General features: G+C 73.4%; 15 protein-coding genes and 1 pseudogene. 3 read left to right on the top strand and 13 right to left on the bottom strand.

Annotated features, from left to right (window positions below; genetic code table 11):
- Positions 1–158: 158 nt before the first annotated feature.
- On the top strand, positions 159–1,937 hold the full coding sequence (locus tag AB0H64_RS05560) for a condensation domain-containing protein (RefSeq protein ID WP_357620409.1): 1,779 nt from the start codon (positions 159–161) through the stop codon (positions 1,935–1,937).
- Here AB0H64_RS05560 and AB0H64_RS05555 read toward each other — a convergent pair.
- A pseudogene (locus AB0H64_RS05555) lies at positions 1,855–3,054 on the bottom strand (RNA-guided endonuclease TnpB family protein). The gene AB0H64_RS05560 and the pseudogene AB0H64_RS05555 overlap by 83 nt on opposite strands.
- Before the next feature lie 106 nt (positions 3,055–3,160).
- Here AB0H64_RS05555 and AB0H64_RS05550 point away from each other — a divergent pair.
- Entirely contained in the window at positions 3,161–4,063 is a 903-nt protein-coding gene (locus AB0H64_RS05550) for an LPD16 domain-containing protein (protein WP_357620407.1), read from the top strand.
- A gap of 6 nt (positions 4,064–4,069) precedes the next feature.
- Positions 4,070–5,239, top strand: coding sequence for a cysteine desulfurase family protein (locus AB0H64_RS05545; protein WP_357620405.1), 1,170 nt, complete (start codon positions 4,070–4,072; stop codon positions 5,237–5,239).
- Between the two features lie 22 nt (positions 5,240–5,261).
- Here AB0H64_RS05545 and AB0H64_RS05540 read toward each other — a convergent pair whose 3' ends face one another.
- The 12 genes from AB0H64_RS05540 to AB0H64_RS05485 are packed head-to-tail and all read right to left on the bottom strand — an operon-like array spanning position 5,262 to position 16,186.
- Positions 5,262–6,263 (bottom strand): hypothetical protein, encoded by a 1,002-nt coding sequence (locus AB0H64_RS05540; RefSeq protein WP_357620403.1) that lies wholly within the window; start codon positions 6,261–6,263, stop codon positions 5,262–5,264.
- 22 nt (positions 6,264–6,285) lie between these two features.
- Positions 6,286–7,164 carry a glucose-1-phosphate thymidylyltransferase RfbA gene (gene rfbA / locus AB0H64_RS05535; RefSeq protein WP_357620401.1) on the bottom strand — a complete coding sequence of 293 codons (879 nt, stop codon included), beginning with the start codon at positions 7,162–7,164 and terminating at the stop codon, positions 6,286–6,288.
- Entirely contained in the window at positions 7,161–8,117 is a 957-nt protein-coding gene (gene rfbB, locus AB0H64_RS05530) for a dTDP-glucose 4,6-dehydratase (RefSeq protein ID WP_357620399.1), read from the bottom strand. The genes rfbA and rfbB overlap by 4 nt, the downstream gene beginning before the upstream one ends.
- A 5-nt stretch (positions 8,118–8,122) precedes the next feature.
- Positions 8,123–9,319, bottom strand: a complete 1,197-nt coding sequence (locus AB0H64_RS05525) for an ABC transporter permease (RefSeq protein WP_357620397.1) — start codon at positions 9,317–9,319, stop codon at positions 8,123–8,125.
- On the bottom strand, positions 9,316–10,506 hold the full coding sequence (locus tag AB0H64_RS05520; RefSeq protein WP_357620395.1) for an ABC transporter permease: 1,191 nt from the start codon (positions 10,504–10,506) through the stop codon (positions 9,316–9,318). The genes AB0H64_RS05525 and AB0H64_RS05520 overlap by 4 nt, the downstream gene beginning before the upstream one ends.
- A gap of 2 nt (positions 10,507–10,508) precedes the next feature.
- Positions 10,509–11,456, bottom strand: coding sequence for an ABC transporter ATP-binding protein (locus tag AB0H64_RS05515; RefSeq protein WP_357620393.1), 948 nt, complete (start codon positions 11,454–11,456; stop codon positions 10,509–10,511).
- Positions 11,453–12,490 (bottom strand): right-handed parallel beta-helix repeat-containing protein, encoded by a 1,038-nt coding sequence (locus AB0H64_RS05510; protein WP_357620391.1) that lies wholly within the window; start codon positions 12,488–12,490, stop codon positions 11,453–11,455. The genes AB0H64_RS05515 and AB0H64_RS05510 overlap by 4 nt, the downstream gene beginning before the upstream one ends.
- On the bottom strand, positions 12,478–13,062 hold the full coding sequence (locus AB0H64_RS05505; RefSeq protein ID WP_357620389.1) for a 4'-phosphopantetheinyl transferase superfamily protein: 585 nt from the start codon (positions 13,060–13,062) through the stop codon (positions 12,478–12,480). Before AB0H64_RS05505 ends, AB0H64_RS05510 begins: the two co-directional genes overlap by 13 nt.
- A complete protein-coding gene (locus tag AB0H64_RS05500; RefSeq protein WP_357620387.1) occupies positions 13,059–13,913 on the bottom strand; it encodes an alpha/beta hydrolase in 855 nt (284 codons plus the stop codon). The genes AB0H64_RS05505 and AB0H64_RS05500 overlap by 4 nt, the downstream gene beginning before the upstream one ends.
- Positions 13,914–13,942: 29 nt before the next feature.
- Positions 13,943–14,830: an ester cyclase gene (locus tag AB0H64_RS05495; protein ID WP_357620385.1), complete on the bottom strand. Its 888-nt coding sequence runs from the start codon at positions 14,828–14,830 to the stop codon at positions 13,943–13,945.
- 1 nt (position 14,831) lies between these two features.
- A complete protein-coding gene (locus AB0H64_RS05490) occupies positions 14,832–15,251 on the bottom strand; it encodes a phosphopantetheinyl transferase (protein ID WP_357620383.1) in 420 nt (139 codons plus the stop codon).
- A 29-nt stretch (positions 15,252–15,280) separates the two neighbouring features.
- The gene (locus tag AB0H64_RS05485) at positions 15,281–16,186 is read right to left on the bottom strand and encodes an ACP S-malonyltransferase (protein ID WP_357620381.1); all 906 of its coding nucleotides are present in this window, start codon (positions 16,184–16,186) and stop codon (positions 15,281–15,283) included.
- Positions 16,187–16,273 lie beyond the last annotated feature (87 nt).

Here is a 16,273-nt window from a genome sequence, read left to right as displayed (position 1 = left end):
AGACCGGGAAAGAGCACGCTGGCAGCTTGTCGCACGCCCAACCTGCCAGCGCGGGCTGCTTGTCACGGTCCCGGGAAAAGCCAATCCTCGGTGTTATCCGAAAGTCTGACGCGTCATCCCGAAAACCATCGCCGGCGGTGGAGGCCGAGTTGTCCGCTGTGAGATCCGCGAACCTGTGCTGGGGGCAGCGCTACATGTGGCTGCGCGTCCACCAGCTCCCGCCCGGACACCAGCACGAGACGCACGTCGTCCTCACCTTCGACGTGCCGCCCGGTGTCACGCTCGCCCACTGCCGCGCGATGTTCACCTCTCTGGTCCGCCGGCACGAGACGCTGCGCACCACGTACCACCTCGACGCCGGCGAGCCCGGGACCGGGCCCGTGCAGCGGATCCACCCGCCGGGCGCCCTGAAGGTCCCGGAGGTCACCGCGGAGCGGGACGGCACCGCCGCGCCCGCCGAGGTGATCGAGGAGCTCAGCACGCGGCCGTTCGACCTGGCCGGCGAGTGGCCCATCCGGGCGGTCGTCATCACGGCGGGCGGCGTGGCCAAGCGCGCCGTCGTGGTGCTCAACCACCTGGCGGTGGACGTGTGGACGCTGGGCGAGCTGAAGCGGGAGCTGCGCACGCAGGGCGCCGGTCTGGCCGCGCGCCGGCCCGCCACGCTCATGCCGGTCCGCCACCGGCCGTCGGACCTGGCCCGTCACGAGACGTCGGCCGACGCCACCGTGGTGGCCGCCCGCTCCGTCGCGTACTGGCAGGAGCAGGTCGCCGCGCTGCCCGCGGACCCCTTCGCCGCCCGCCGCCGGGAGGGTACGGGTGCGGCCGATGAGCAGCCGGCCGGGCACGCGACGCTGACCTCTCCCGCCCTCCTGGAGGCCACCCGGCGGGTCGCCGCCCGGTACGGCGTGTGGCCGTCGCTGGTCCACCTGGCCGCCCACACCGCGCTGACCGCCGCCTACACCGGCCTGGACTCGGCCGGCTTCCTGTCGTTCGTCAGCAACCGCGAGTCCCACCCGTACCCGGACGTCCTGACCTGCATGTTCTCGCCGACGCTGGTGCGTGTGGACTGCTCCGGCGCTCCCACGTTCGCCGAGTTGCTCGCCCGGGTGGCGGCCGCCTTCGAGCGGGCCAAGGAGCACTCCTACCTCCCGTACGACGAGGTGACCGAGCTGGTGTCGCGCGAGGGCTCGCGGCGCGGCCAGGTGGTGCGGCTCGGCTCGGAGGTCAACTTCATCAAGCAGCGCACCAAGGACTACGGGGGCCGGCGCACCGCCGTCACCTGGCATCCGGTGCCGGAGGCGTGGGCGCACGCCGGGTCCGAGACGTACCTGCGGGTGGACGAGTGGCGCGACGCGGTCGCCGTGTCCCTCCAGGCGTCGTCCGCGGTCATGGACGGCGCGGCCGTGGAGGCGTTCCTGCGCGGCCACGAGGCCCTCATCCTCGCCTGCGACACCAGCGCGACGGCAGGTCCCCGCCTCGGTGACGTGGCCCGGCTGGCCGGGCTGCCCGATCCGCCCCGGACGGCCGCTCCGGCCGCGCTCCCCTCCTGGGACGGCGCTCCGGCCGGCGAGGCCGCCCGCGCCCTCGCCTGCGCCGTGCGACTCGTCCACGGGCTGCCCCCTCTCGACCTCTCCGACAGCTACACCCTCGCCGGAGGGCGCGCCCTGCGCATCCCCAGGGTGCTGGCCGAGCTCCGCGAGAGCGGCTGGGAGGGCCTGACCCTCCAGCAGCTCGCCGGGCCGGTCCCGCTCGGCGTCCTCGCCGGCCTGCTCGTACCGATCCGGCCGCCCGCGGATGACCACCGTCCATCAGATCTCACGCGCTCGGAGTGCAGTCTTGACTTTTTCCCCATACCTAACGGCGGGGGATTCCGACCTTCACAGGTTGGGGTTCCTGCTTCACGGGCGACTGCACCTGGGGGGACCCGGAATGTCTGACGTCACCTCCACAGGCGGACACGGCAAGACCTGCCGCCAGGATGTTCTTCGCGACGTTGACGTCCCGGTCGTGCCGGGTGCCGCAGGACGGGCACTGCCACGTCCGGGTGCTGAGCGGGAGTTGGGTGAGCAGGTGCCCGCAGGCCGAGCAGGTCTTGGAGCTGGGCAGCCAGCGGTCGACCACGATGAGGTGACGCCCGTATCTGGTTGTTTTGTATTCCAGCATGCGGCGGAAGGTGCCCCACCCGCAGTCGGAGATCGCCTTGGCCAGCGTGCGGTTACGAACCATGTTGGCCACGGCCAAGTCCTCGACCACGATCACGTCGTGGTCGAGGACCAGCCGCGTGCTGGTCTTGTGCAGGAAATCCGCTCGGGACGCGCGCACCTTCCGGTGGGCGCGGGCGACCTTGGCCTTCGCCTTCCTGCGGTTGTTCGACCCCTTGACCTTCCGCGCGTGGCGGCGCTGGTAGCGAGCCAGATTGCGTTCCCGCTGGACCAGATGACGCGGATTCGGGATCTTCTCGCCGTCGGAGGTGACGGCGAAGTCCTTCACCCCCAGATCGACGCCGACCACGGCATGCGTCGGTGGAAGCCGGTCAGGGGCGGCGACATCGACGGCGAAGGAGACGTACCACCGCCCGCACGGATCCCGGGAGACGGTCACCGTGCTCGGGTTGATCGACGCCGGATCCACCTCCGGCCAGGACCAGACGAATGCCAGCGGCATGTCCATCTTCGCCAGGAACAGCCGCCCGTCGCGGTAGCGAAACCCGGAACGGGTGTACTCGGCCGACTGCCGCCCGGTGCGGGACTTGTAGCGCGGGTGCCGGGCGCGTCCGGCGAAGAAGTTCGTGAACGCCGCCTGCTGGTGCCGGATCGCCTGCTACAACGGCACCGAGGACACCTCGTTCAGCCACGCCAGCGCCTCGGTGGCCTTCATCGCGGTGAGGTAGGCGTTGGCCTGCCTGAAACCGGTCTTCGCCCGCTCGGTGCGGTATCGGCCCTGCCGCCAGGCCAGGATGCGGTTCCAGACGACGCGCACGCAGCCGAACGTGCGATTCAACACGTTGGCCTGCTCAGGCGTCGGGTACGCCCGGCACCTGTACGCCGTCCTCATAGATCAATCCTAAGAGAATCACACACCGTGGATATATCAATCACGGATAGTGTCCGGCTTTCCCCACAGCACTGAAGCCCCGGGTCTCCAGCCTCAAGGAGTTTCGATGAACCACGCCGTCACCGACCGAGTGAGCAAGACCCACAGGCTGGTCGCCTCGGAGCAGGAGCTCCGCGACGCGATCGCCCGCGAGCTGCCCGCCTCCGAGCTCGGCGACCTCGTCGTCATGGGCGGGCACTTCATGCTGTTCGAGGACGAGGCGTCCGGACGGCTCGTGCCGGGCGTCGTCGAGGAGCAGAAGGACGAGACCATGCGCCGCCGCGTCGCCGGCCGCGTCGGCATCTTCCCCGGCTACACCTGGGAGCTGTCGCTCGACCTGCTCGGCGAGTACGCCGAGGCGGGGGTCTCCGGCCGGCTGCTGCTGCTGATCAACGACTGGCAGTACGTGCCGGCCCACGACCGCCCGGCGAGCGAGCTGCGGGCCGAGTTCTTCCAGGGCTTCACCACGCTGCCGACCTCGTACGAGAAGGCGCTGTGCGACTACGGCCTGCCGGCGGAGCTGGTGCTGCCGAGCCGCAAGCACCAGCTCGCCTTCCCCGAGACCTGGCTGAAGTACCGCTTCCAGAAGGCCGCCGACAAGTTCGTCAAGCAGGGCCTGCTGGAGAAGCGCTACCTCGACTCCGCCGGCGAGACCGGGCGACGCGACGCCGAGGTGGCGTTCGTGGACGCCGACGGCAACTACCGCACGCTGATCAGCTGCGGCATCACCGGCTGCGCGGGCGAGATCACCGAGATGGTGTCGGAGGTCCACAAGGCCGGCTACCGCAACCTGCTGATCTTCGCGCCCGGCGAGTGCCTCATGCCGGTCCAGACGGGCGTGGACATCGCGCTCAACCTGTACGGCCTGCCGGACATGCGCGTGGTCATCGCCGACCCGGGCGGCAGCGGCGAGACGTCCACCGACGAGATCTACGCCAAGCTCGTCACGGTCAGCACCCTGAGGAGCTGACACGCCATGAAGGTCATCTACCTGGACGGCTGCGCCACGACCCGCGTCGACGACGAGGTGCTGGACGCGATGCTGCCGTACCTGCGTGAGGAGTTCGGCAACCCGTCGTCGCCGCACGTGCTCGGCAAGCGGGCCCGCCGGGCCGTGGACGCGGCGGCCGAGTCGGTGGCGCTGCTGATCGGGGCCGACCCGGACGCGGTGCTGTTCACCTCCGGCGCGACCGAGAGCAACAACATCGCGCTGCTGGGCGCGTTCGGCCACGACGACCGGGCACCGGTCAACGGGGTGTTCTGCCCGACCGACCACAAGTCGTCGCTGTCGATCGGCCGCGCGCTGGCGGCGCGCGGCGTGGACGCGCGGACCGTGCGGGTCGGCCGGGACGGCCAGGTGGACCTGGTGCACCTGGCCGAGCTGCTCGACCTGCACACGCGCGTGGCCACCGCCGCGTGGGTGAACAGCGAGATCGGCACCGTGCAGCCGGTCCACGCGATGGCGTCGATCTGCCACGACGTGGGCGCCCTGCTGCACGTGGACGCGGCGCAGGCGGCCGGCCGGGTGCCGGTCGCCGTACGCGAGGCGGAGATCGACCTGCTGTCGCTGTCGGCGCACAAGCTGCGCGGCCCGAAGGGCGTCGGCGCCCTGTACGTCCGGCCGGAGATCCGGCACCGGCTGCGGCCGGTGATGTTCGGCGGCGGGCAGTACGAGCTGCGCAGCGGCACGATCCCCACCCACCTCGTGGTGGGCATGGGCAAGGCGGCGGAGCTGGCGCTGGCGCGGGCCGAGGCGGATCTGCTGCGGGTGCGCGAGCTGCGCGCGACGGCGCTGGACATCCTCCGCGCGGGCATCCCGGGCCTGCGGCTCAACGGCGATCCCCGGGGCGGCGTGCCGCACGTGCTCAACGTGGTCCTGCCGGGGGTACGCGGCGAAAGCCTGGTCTCCGGTCTGACCACGGTCGCGCTGTCGACCGGGTCGGCGTGCAACTCCGGCTCCCAGGAGCCCTCGTACGTGCTGACCGCCATCGGGGTGGAGGCGGAGGACGCCAACAGCTCGGTCCGGATCTGCCTGGACCCGCGGATGGCGTACGAGGACCTGGTGGCCGGCGTCGAGACGGTCGTCGAGCGGGCCCGGGGGCTGGCCGGGGTGGCCGCCGCGATGCGCGGTCACCAGGTCGTCTGATGTTCCTTCCACGGGGTGGCGGTCAGCCGGCGTTGCGCAGGAAGCTCCTGGCCGCCGCCACCCCCGCCTGGAACCTGCTCGTCGCCTCCAGGTCGCGCATCAGCGTGGCGATGTGCCGGCGGCAGCTCCGGACCGACATGCCGAGCTTCCTGGCCACCACCTCGTCGGTGTAGCCCTTGGCCATCAGCGCGGCGATGGCCTGCTGGAGGTCGTCGGCCACGTCGGCGTAGCCGAACTCGATGCCCTCCAGCGGCGTGGCCATCTCCCACAGGTGGTTGAACAGGTCGAGGAAGAACTGCGCGATGCCGTGGTCGCGCACCCGCGCCACGTTCGCCTCCTCGCCGTTCGACCCGAACATGACGACCAGCGACCGGTCGAAGACGACCGCCGAGCGCGGGATGTGGCTCAGCGTGTAGACGACGGCGCCGGCATCGGTCAGCCGCTTCATCCGCATCCGGGTGGACACGTCCCCGCGGTTTCGGTGCTGGCAGATGATGCGCACCACCACTCCCCGCGCCAGCAGCGTGAGGAACGTCTCCGACAGGTCGCCGGTCACGCCGCCGCCCGCCTGGAGCACCAGCACTTCGTCGCGGCAGGCGTCGCCGGCCGTCTTCAGGAAGCCGCGCACCTCCATCGAGCCCACCAGGTAGTCCACGGCGCGCGGCGCGGCGCCCGCCTCCACCGCGGTGTAGTCCTGCTGGAACACCCCGATCCGCTCCCGGATCTGGTCGATCAGCTCGCGCCGCTGGTAGATCTCCCGCTCGACCGAGGACACCAGCGAGGCCGCGGCCAGCTCCGGGTCCACGGGCACGAACCGCAGGCCCGCGTTGTCGTCGATGCGGAGGAGCCGACTCTCCACCAGGTGCTCCACCGCCTCGCGCACCTCGCGCACGGCCAGGCCGAGGTCCTCGGCCGCCGCCTCGACCGTCTCGATCGCGCCCTTGCGGGCGGCGTAGCGGTACACGTCCGTCACATGGTCGCCGCCGGCCGCCGAACGGCCGGTGAACAGTGCTGTCATGGTCATGGGTTGCCTCCTTGCTCACGAGTCACCGGGCGGCGAACTGCTCCGCCACGGAGATCACGTACTGGCCGTAGGCCGACTTCTCCAGCTCGACGCCCAGCCGGTGGCAGGCCTCCGCGTCGATGTAGCCCATCCGCAGGGCGATCTCCTCCAGGCACGCGATCCGGACGCCCTGCCGCTGCTCCAGGAGCTGGACGTACTGCCCGGCCTGGAGCAGCGACTCCGGGGTGCCGGCGTCGAGCCAGGCGAAGCCCCGGCCGAGGTCGACCAGCTTGGCCCGGCCCCGCTCCAGGTAGGCGCGGTTGACGTCGGTGATCTCCAGCTCGCCGCGCGCCGACGGCGAGAGGTTCTTGGCGATGTCGACCGCCTCGTTGTCGTAGAGGTAGAAGCCGACGACCGCCCGGTTGGAGCGGGGCGCCGCGGGCTTCTCCTCGACGGACAGCAGCCGGCCGGCCGCGTCGGTCTCGGCGATGCCGTACCTCTCGGGGTCGCGCACCGGGTAGCCGAACAGCACGCAGCCGTCGATGTCGCGGCACTCCTGGCGGAGGATCTCCTGGAAGGAGTAGCCGTGGAAGACGTTGTCACCGAGGATGAGCGCCACCGAGTCGTCGCCGATGTGGTCGGCCCCGAGGACGAGCGCCTCGGCGATGCCGTTCGGCTCGTCCTGCTCGGTGTAGGTGATGCGCAGCCCGAGGCGGGAGCCGTCGCCGAGCAGTCGGCGGATCTGCGGCAGGTCCTCGGGCGTGGAGATGACCAGGATGTCCCGGATCTCGGCCAGCATCAGCACCGAGAGCGGGAAGTAGATGAGCGGCTTGTCGTTGACGGGCAGCAACTGCTTGGACACCGCCAGCGTCGTGGGCAGCAGCCGCGTGCCCCTGCCCCCGGCGAGCAAGATGCCCTTCATGTGACCCCCTCTTGTCTGGTGCGGTACCACGCGACGGTCTCGGCCAGCCCTTCGGCGAAGGGCACCCGCGGGCGGTAGCCGAGGCCGCGGAGCTTGGAGTCGTCCAGGGAGTACCTCCGGTCGTGACCGGGCCGGTCGGCGACGCGGCGGACCAGGTCCGGCCCGGCGCCGCACTCCCGCAGCAGCATCGCGGTGAGCTCCCTGTTGGTCAGCTCGGTGCCGCCGCCGACGTGGTAGACCTCGCCGGCCACGCCCTTCTCGACGACCTGGTGGACGCCCCGGCAGTGGTCGTCCACGTGGATCCACTCGCGGACGTTGCCGCCGTCGCCGTACAGCGGCACGGGCCGGCCGGCCAGCAGGTTCGTGACGAACAGCGGGATGAGCTTCTCGGGGTACTGGCGCGGGCCGTAGGTGTTGCCGCAGCGGGTGACGCGCACGTCCATGCCGTGGGTGCGGGCGTACGCGAGCGCCATCAGGTCGCCGGCGGCCTTCGAGGCGGCGTACGGCGAGTTCGGCCGGAGCGGGCTGTCCTCGCCCCACGAGCCGGTCTCGACGGAGCCGTACACCTCGTCGGTGGAGACCTGGACGAACGTGGGCACGTCCGCGTCGAGGGCGGCCCGCAGCAGCGTCTCGACGCCGGCGACGTTGGTGCGCACGAACCGGTCGGCGGCGGCGATCGAACGGTCCACGTGGCTCTCGGCGGCGAAGTTGACGACGAGGTCGTGGCCCGGCATGAGCGACGAGACGAGCGCGGCGTCGGCGATGTCGCCGCGGACGAACGTCAGCCGCGGCCCGCCCAGCACCGGCGCCAGGTTGGCGACGTCGCCGGCGTAGGTGAGCGCGTCCAGCACGGTCACCTCGGCGTCGTCCCAGCCGGGGTAGGCGCCGCCGAGCAGGTTCGCGACGTACGCGGAGCCGACGAAGCCGGCCGCTCCCGTGACGAGGACCCGCATGGCGCTCACCCCAGGGCCCGGGTGCGGCGGCTGAACAGGACGAGGGAGGCGCCCAGTAGCAGGACGGCCATCCCGGCGAGCACGGCGAGCTGCGGCAGCACCGCGGCGACGCCCGTGCCGGGCACGGCCAGCGCCAGCAGCGCGTCCATGCCCCACGCGTGCGGGAAGACGTGGCCGACTGCGTTGATCAGGTCGCCGGAGGACTCGCGCGGCCACAGGCAGCCGCCCAGCATGCCGAGAACGACGCCGAGCGGCGGGCCGATGGCCGGGGCCTGGTCGGGGGTGCGCAGCAGCGTGCCGACGAGGATCGCCGCGCCGGTCGCGACCAGCGCGAACGTCCCCACGACCGCCGCCACCCCGAGCGGGTCGCCCCAGCGGACACCGAACGCGAGCGAGCTCACCACCATGATGAGCGTGGCCTGCGCGATGGCCACGAGGAACCGGCTCAGCGCCTCGCCGAGCAGCACCGACCGCCGCCGCACGGGGGCGGTCAGCGCCCGCTGGAGCATGCCGAGCCGGCGGCTCTCCACCAGCGCGGCGGCCACGGCCATGGAGTTGATGAAGGTGAACAGCAGCAGGTTCGCGGGGGCGGTGTAGGCGAAGCCGCGGGGGTCGCCGGCCGAGGTGGAGCTGTCGGTCACGGCGACGCGGCCGGACTCGGCCTGCGCCTGCCGTACGTAGCGGGCGGCCTGCTCCGGGGTGGCGCCCGCGGTCCTGGCGGCGCGGGTGGCCTCCTCGACGGCGGCGACCTTGCCCACGGCGACGTCGATGGCGCTGCGGGCCGCCAGGCCGCTGCCGTTGGTCTCGGTGACGACCAGGTCCAGCTTCGTGGAGCCGGCCGGGATGACCAGGCCCGCCGCGAGCGAGCCCTCCCGCACGCCGGAGCGCAGGTCCGCGGCCGAGGTCATGACGGTGACCTCCAGGTCGGGGTGGCGGCGCAGCTCGGCGAGCAGCGCGGTCGTCGTAGGCCCGGAGTCCTGGGCGACCACGCCGACCGGCAGGCGGGACGAGCCCGCCGTGCCGCCGCCGAGCGCCATGCCGACGAAGACGATGGAGACGAACGGCATGACGACCATGAAGAACAGGCCGACGCGGTCGCGGGTGTGGCGGCGCAGGTTCGCGGCCACGAGCGCCAGCACGGGCCGCGGCCGCAGCTTCTCGGCCTCCACGGGCACGTCCACGGGCACCTCCACTGGGGTCATAACAGCAGTCCTCTCCGGAAGCCGAGGACGGCGAGGCCGCCCGCCACCAGCGCGATCCCGCACAGCACGCCCACCGGGAGGGCCACGGCCGCGAGGCCCGCGCCCGAGCCGGCCAGCTCGGTCAGCGCCTTGGACGTCCAGCCGTTCGGGGTGAGCAGCGCGACCGCCTGGAGCGCGCCGGGCAGGTTGTAGATCGGCACCAGGCTGCCGCCGAAGAACGCCATCACGAACGACACGACCATGATCACGCCGTCGGCCTGGGCGTCGGTCCTGACCCGGCTGGTCACCAGCATGGTGATCGCCGCGGCGGCCAGCACGTGCGTGACCAGCACCACGGCCACGGCCGCCGGGTCGCCCCACGTGGAGCCGAAGATGAGCACCGAGGCGCCCCAGTTGAGGAACACCCCGACGACGGCCAGCGCGAAGCCGACCACGGCCTTGCCGGCGACCGGCACCCAGGCCGCGACCGGGGCCGCGCGGATCCGGTCGAGCGTGCCGAGCTTCCGCTCGGTCAGCAGCCCCCGGAACGACGCCCCCACGACGAAGAACGCGAACAGCGCCGCCATGCCGGAGCCGTAGTAGACCGACAGGTCGATCTTGCCGCCGGCCAGCGGGTCGTCGGCCAGGCTGAGGGCGGGACCGGCCGCGCCGTTCCGCTCCACCAACTCCTTGACCTGGTCACCGGGCACCCCGGCGCGCAGCACGGCCCGTACGGCGAGGGTGCGGGCGTCCACCACGGCGGAGATGCGGTCCACGATGGCCCCCGCCACCACCCCGGCCAGCGGCGACTCGGGCGTCTTCAGCACCGCCACGTCGCCTCCCTTGCCGGCGCCCACGCTCCGGCTGAACCCGGCCGGGAACACGATCGCCGACCCGATGGCGCCCGAGTCCAGCGCCCGCCGGGCCTCGTCCCTGCTCGGCAGGTCGCGCAGCGTCACGGAGCCCTTCAGCTCCTCGGCGGCCAGCACCTCGCGCCGCACGCTCGCCGGGAACTCGCCGCCGTCCAGGTCCACGAAGCCCACCGTGGCCTTCAGCGGCGGGTCGTCGCCGCCCAGGGCGAGGCCGAACAGGGTCGCCAGCGTCACCGGCACGATCAGCGCGATCACGATCGCCGTGCCGTCGCGCAACCGGGCGCGCAGCTCCAGCGCGCTCACCGTCCACATCGCCCGCCACATCGCCCGTCCCATGGTCAGTCCCTGAGTGTGCTGCCGGTGAGGTGCAGGAATGTGGCCTCCAGGTCGGGCTCGATGACCTGGGTGGCCGTGACGGTGGCGCTGCCCTCCACCGCGGTGATCAGGGCCGGCAGCAGGTACCTGCCGCCCTCGGCGATCAGCCGCACCGACGAGGAGCCCGTCCGGGCAGCCTCCACCACGCCCTCGACGGCGCGCAGCTTGGCGAAGGCCGTCTCCACGTCCCCGTCGAGCACCAGCTCCACCTTGTCGGCGCTGCCGACCAGGGAGACCAGCTCGTGGCGGGTGCCGTCGGCGATGATCCGGCCGTGGTCGATGATCGCCGCGCGGTCGCAGACGCGCTCGATCTCCTCCATGTAGTGGGAGGTGTACAGCAGCGCCATGCCGTCCTGGACCAGGCGCTCCACGCCGTCGAGGATGGCCTTGCGGCTCTGCGGGTCGACGCCGACGGTCGGCTCGTCCAGGATCAGCACCTCGGGCCGGTGCAGCAGCGCGGCGCCGATGTTGATGCGACGCTTCATGCCTCCGGAGTACGTGCTGAGCCTCGTGTCGGCCCGGTCGGTCAGGCCGATGAGGGCGAGCACCTCGTCGATGCGCGCCGCCAGCCGCCGGCGCGACAGGCCGAACAGGCGGCCGAAGAAGCGCAGGTTCTCCCGGCCGGTCAGCTCCGGGTAGAGGGCGATCTCCTGGGGGACGTACCCGATCCTCGCCTTGGCGCGGGTCGGTTCGGCCGCCAGGTCCACGCCGCCGACCAGCACGGTGCCGGAGTCGGGGCGCAGCAGGCCGACGAGCATGGAGATCGTGGTGGTCTTGCCGGCGCCGTTGGGGCCGAGCAGCCCGTACGCCTGGCCGGGCGCGACGGCGAAGCCGACGTCCTCGACGGCGAGGACGTCGCCGTAGCGCTTGCTCAACCCCTGGCAGGACAGGGCGGCGGCCGGCGCGCTCATCGGCGCCACCCCCCGGCGGCGTCGTCGCGGTCCAGGAGCTCGGCCGGGTCGCCCTTGCCGGCCACGTTCCCGGCGCAGGTCTGCCGGGCCGGGTCCGCGCCGAGCTGGAAGTCGAGCGGGGTGTTGCCGGTGATCCGGTTCCACAGGACGTGGTTGTCCAGGGCGTCGTCGCCGCCCCAGTCCTTGGAGGAGCCGATGACGAAGCCCGCGCCCATGACGGACTCGCCGCTCGGGTGGTTGTCGTGGATGTGGTTGTCGACGACGGTGACCCGGTGCGTGCCGATGAGCGCGAGGCCGACGCCGGAGATGGGCGGCCCGGCCGCGCCCAGCCCGTCGGGCTCCGCCCCGGCGGCCAGGTCGTTGCCGTGCAGGTCGTTGCCCGCCACCAGGCAGTCCCGGACGCCGCCCGCCGGCTCGCCCTCGTACACCTGGTTGAGCAGGAGCATGCCGATCGCGTTGCCGTGGCAGTCGTTGCGCACCACCCGGGCGCCCGAGGAGTTGTCGATGAAGATCCCGAAGGCGTTGGCGGTCGTCTCGTTGTCCGCGACCAGGCCGTCCGAATCGGGGCAGAAGCTCAGCGCGACGCCGCCGTACTGGCTGCCGGAGGCGCGGCAGCCGGCCACCTCGCAGCCGCTGGACTCCCGCAGGTAGACGCCCCAGACGGCGTTGCCGCGGGCCTCCACGTCGCGGACACTCACCCCGGCCACCGAGTGGGCGTAGATCCCGGCGCCGGAGAAGCCGGTGACGGTCAGCCCCTCGACGCGCACGCCCGCGACCGCGCCACCGAAGACGGTGACGCCGCTGACGACGTCCTCGGAGGCGTCGTGCAGTTTCGGCACGTCCGCCGGGGCGCCCTCGCCGGGCGCCAGCACGGTCCGGCCGGGGCCGGCGCCGGTCAGCGACACACCGCCGTGCCGGATCCACACGCCCTCGGTGTACGTGCCCTCCGTCAGCACGATCCTCGCTCCCGAACCGGCCTCGTCCAGCGCCCGCTGGATCGACTCCCCCGGTCGTACCGTCATCACCTGGGACATCGGGTACTTCCCTTCCTGTCGACGTAGACGATCGCCAGCGCTGCGGACAACCCGCCCCCGTTCCCCCACCGAGCCGCCCCGGCCACCTCGGCGGGGTCGCCCGGGTGGAGGCGCTTCAGGGCCGCGTCGCGGGAGGCGCCGCGGACCGCGTACGCGGCGCACCCGTCCAGCCGGACGCCGGTCGAGGCGGCCAGCTCGGCGGCGGCCTCGTCCAGCAGGCGGAGCGCCCAGGCGTCCGGCGCCGCGGCCACCGCCTCGAAGTCGTGCCACGCGAACCCCGGCGCCCGCCCGCCGACCGCCTTGATCAGGCACTCCTTGACGGAGAACGCCGGGGCTTCGGGGACGAGCTCCCGCTCGGCCGCGGTGGTGACGTGCCGCGCGAGCACCTCGCCGCCCCGCTCCACCGCCCGCGCCAGCCGCCCGGCCTCCACGATGTCCACGCCGACGAGCACGGCCGGGGTGTCCACGCCGACGAGCACGGCCGGGACGTCCGCGCCGAAGGGCACGGCCGGCTCGCCGGGAGCGGACGCGGCGGCCCGGGAAAGGGCGGCGGGGGCGACGACGGCGCTCATGCCAGGGCACCCGCGCAGCGCGTCACGAAGGACTCCAAGGCCCCGGTGTACTCCTCCGCCCGCTCGACCATCGGGATGTGCCCGCTGCCCTCCACGACCAGCACCTCGTTGCCCGGGTAGTCGGCCAGCAGCTCCAGCCACGGGTCCACGGGCGTCATCCGGTCGTGCCGCCCCCAGGCGTACAGGGACGGGCACCGCACCTTGTCCATCGCGGGCCGCACCGAGTAGCGGCGGGTGGCCTTGAGGCTGCGCGCCATGCTCACCATGGCCTCGGGTCGGCGCAGCATCTCGCCCACCTCGGCCATCCGCTCGTCGGAGAACAGGCTGCGCCCGCTGTGGAAGAGCGCGGCCACCATCCGCTCGCCGAACTCGTCGCCGAACGGCCGCACGCTGCCCCGCCGGTCGAAGCTGAGCCCGACGTCGGGGTCGGCGGTGAGGCCGGGCGCTCCGCTGACGACGATGCCCCGGACCCGGTCGGGGTACCGGCCCGCCAGGTCGATGGCGACGAGACCGCCGAGGGAGTTGGCGCAGACGATGACGTCGTCCGCCCCGGCCGCGTCGCAGGCGCGCAGCAGCGCGTCGCCGAGCTGCTCGATCGACCCGGCCACCCGCCGGTCGAGCGCGCAGATCGCCTCGTGGGTACGGATCACCGGCCATCCGGCCGCCCCGAGGCGCCGGTACGGGTGCTCCCAGATCCAGCCGCCCGCGAACAGCGCGGACATGAACGCCACCGCGGGCCTGCCCTCGCCGCCGCTCCCCAGCCCGCCGGAGGCGTGCCCGGCGTCGCCGGGCGGCCCCGGGACGGAGCCGGTCCTGTCGCCGATCCTGTACTCGGCGGTGAAGTCGATCATCAGGTGCTCCCGTGGTTCGCGAGGGTGGATCACAGCGTGGACGCGTCCTCCGGCGCCCATCCGCACGCGCAGGCCGCGTCCTTGCCCGCCGCCACGACCGTGCCGCAGGAGGGGCAGCGGGCGTAGTCGCGGATGGTGGCGGGGTACCAGACGCTGGTGTGCACCCGTGTGCACAGCCCGCCCTTGAAGAAGCGGCGCATGGCCCGCTGGTGCGGCCGGGCGTGGACCGCGCGCAGCGACTCGGGCCGGTCGAAGGCGCTCAGCGTGAACTTGCGGGCGCCGACGTCGAACGTGGTCACGCCGAGGAACCCCTTCGAGGACCGCAGCGACTTGACGATCTCGACGCTCAACAGGTCCACGTCGGCGGCCTCGGCGTCGTCGCGGATCTCCAGCCAGGTCAGCACGAGCGCGCCCGGCTTGTCGGTACGGCCGGTGGCGGCGCGGGCGCTGACCCCGAACTCCCGGGCCTCGTCCGCCCCGGGCACGAACCGGGCCGTGTAGCCGAGCGCCTCGGCCAGGGCGAGCCGGTCGAAGAGGCGGCGCACGTGGACCCCGCGCTCGTCCCGGGTGACCAGGTCGGTGCCGCTCACGGCGACGGCGCCGCCGGTGGCGGGCATGCCGAGGTAGGACTCGCGGTGGTCGGCCAGCAGCGTCCAGGAGACGGTGGCCGCGTCGGCGTCGCCGGTCACGCGGTCCACGGCGAAGCGCGCGTTACGGAAGCGGGCCGTCGTCCGGGTCACGTGCTCGGCGAGCGCCGCGCCGGCCAGCGCGCCGCCGGAGTCGGGGTCCTCGTACGTGGCCACCGCCGCCGCCACGGCCCCGGCGTCACCGGCCCGCCACGCGTCCAGGTGCGCCTCCGCCGCCTTCCGCACGTCCGCGTCGGCTCCATGAGCAGGAGTGGGGGGTTGGGCGGTCATGTCAGGTCTCCTCGTCCTCGGGGAGGCGGGTGGAGCAGATCGCCACGGCCAGCGCGCGCCGGTCCGTGTGGCTGATGGAGACGCGGACGCGGCCGTCCGGACGCACCAGCTCGGCCAGCTCCGGGGCCAGGCGTACGGCGGGCGGATGGCCGTCGAGGCAGGCGGCCGTCGCGCGGCAGGCCGCGGTGGGCCGGGGCAGCACCTCGACCTGGCCGAGCCGCGCCGCCGTGGGCGCCAGGCCGAGCAGACGCAGGACCGCCCGCTTGCCCGCCAGCCGGCCCGCCCAGTGCTGCACGGTGGCGCCGCCGGACCGGACGCGCTCGGCGGCCGTGTAGACCTCGTCCAGCGGCATCGCGCCGACGAGCTCCTGCGGCCGGGCCAGCCCCGCGAAGCAGACCAGCGCGCTCCCCCACCGGTTCACCCGCCCACCCCTCCGCACGCCGTCACCCGTCACGCCGCCACCGCCTTGGCCAGGCGGCGCAGGGTGGCCGGGTCGGCCATGCTGAGGCAGCGCGCCTCCGCGCGCCGCGACAGGCCCGTGAGGACCTTGCTGTCGCCGACCTCCACGCCCGAGGCCGTGGCGTCCACCGCGGCGATCGTGCGCGTCCACCGCACCCGCCCCGTGAGCTGGGCGACCAGCGCCTCCCGCAGCGTGCCGAGGTCCGTGGTGGGCTCGCCCGTGACGTTGGGGACGACGGGCACCCGCGGCTCCCGCATCGGCACGGCCGCCACCGCCGCCGCCCACCCCGCCACCGCGGGCCCCATGAGCGGCGAGTGGAAGGCGTTGCCCACCGACAGCGGCACGATCTTGCTGGCCGCCGTGGCGAGTTCCGTGAGCCGGTCGAGCGCCGGCAGCGCGCCCGAGACCACGACGTGGCCCGGGGCGTTCTCCAGCCCGACGACGGCCGGCTCGCCCGGCGAGGAGGCGGCTGCGGCGAGCGCCTCGACGTCCTCCACGGGCAGGCCCATCACGGCCCGCATCCCGCCGATGACGCCGACCGAGGCCATGAGCCGTGACCGGGTCTCCACCAGGCGGACCGTGTCGGCCAGCCCCAGGACGCCGGCCGCGTGCAGCGCGGTCAGCTCGCCGACGCTGTGCCCGGCCACGATCGCGGGCTCGTACCCCTCCTCCTCCAGGACGGCGAGCGCCGCGAGGTTGCAGGCCGTGACCGCGATCTGCGCGTGCTCCGTGGCGACCAGCCGGTCGAGCGGCCCCCGCGCGCACAGCGGCGAGACGGGGCGCGACAGCAGCGCGTCCACCTCGTCCAGCCGGTCGCGCGCGGCCGGCCGGCGGCGCAGCCACGCGCCCATGCCGACTCGCACCGTCCCCTGCCCGGGGAAGAGGTAGCCCAGCATGCGTCGCTCCCTTCACAGGCCGGCCGTTCCGCCGGCCGGCCACATCGACAGGCCGGTCGCTCCACGAGCCGGCCGCTCCGACAAGCC

It is taken from the genome of Nonomuraea sp. NPDC050733 (assembly GCF_040654215.1).
GTDB lineage: Bacteria > Actinomycetota > Actinomycetes > Streptosporangiales > Streptosporangiaceae > Nonomuraea.
Note: the sequence above shows the minus strand (reverse complement) of the source record. Positions and strands in the feature narration are given on the sequence as shown.

Excerpts from the sequence above, each read along its gene's own strand:
- AB0H64_RS05550 (WP_357620407.1), top strand. The coding sequence starts at position 3,161 with ATGAACCACGCCGTCACCGACCGAGTGAGCAAGACCCACAGGCTGGTC.
- AB0H64_RS05545 (WP_357620405.1), top strand. The coding sequence starts at position 4,070 with ATGAAGGTCATCTACCTGGACGGCTGCGCCACGACCCGCGTCGACGAC.
- AB0H64_RS05540 (WP_357620403.1), bottom strand. The coding sequence starts at position 6,263 with ATGACCATGACAGCACTGTTCACCGGCCGTTCGGCGGCCGGCGGCGAC.
- rfbA (WP_357620401.1), bottom strand. The coding sequence starts at position 7,164 with ATGAAGGGCATCTTGCTCGCCGGGGGCAGGGGCACGCGGCTGCTGCCC.
- rfbB (WP_357620399.1), bottom strand. The coding sequence starts at position 8,117 with ATGCGGGTCCTCGTCACGGGAGCGGCCGGCTTCGTCGGCTCCGCGTAC.
- AB0H64_RS05525 (WP_357620397.1), bottom strand. The coding sequence starts at position 9,319 with ATGACCCCAGTGGAGGTGCCCGTGGACGTGCCCGTGGAGGCCGAGAAG.
- AB0H64_RS05520 (WP_357620395.1), bottom strand. The coding sequence starts at position 10,506 with ATGGGACGGGCGATGTGGCGGGCGATGTGGACGGTGAGCGCGCTGGAG.
- AB0H64_RS05515 (WP_357620393.1), bottom strand. The coding sequence starts at position 11,456 with ATGAGCGCGCCGGCCGCCGCCCTGTCCTGCCAGGGGTTGAGCAAGCGC.
- AB0H64_RS05510 (WP_357620391.1), bottom strand. The coding sequence starts at position 12,490 with ATGTCCCAGGTGATGACGGTACGACCGGGGGAGTCGATCCAGCGGGCG.
- AB0H64_RS05505 (WP_357620389.1), bottom strand. The coding sequence starts at position 13,062 with ATGAGCGCCGTCGTCGCCCCCGCCGCCCTTTCCCGGGCCGCCGCGTCC.
- AB0H64_RS05500 (WP_357620387.1), bottom strand. The coding sequence starts at position 13,913 with ATGATCGACTTCACCGCCGAGTACAGGATCGGCGACAGGACCGGCTCC.
- AB0H64_RS05495 (WP_357620385.1), bottom strand. The coding sequence starts at position 14,830 with ATGACCGCCCAACCCCCCACTCCTGCTCATGGAGCCGACGCGGACGTG.
- AB0H64_RS05485 (WP_357620381.1), bottom strand. The coding sequence starts at position 16,186 with ATGCTGGGCTACCTCTTCCCCGGGCAGGGGACGGTGCGAGTCGGCATG.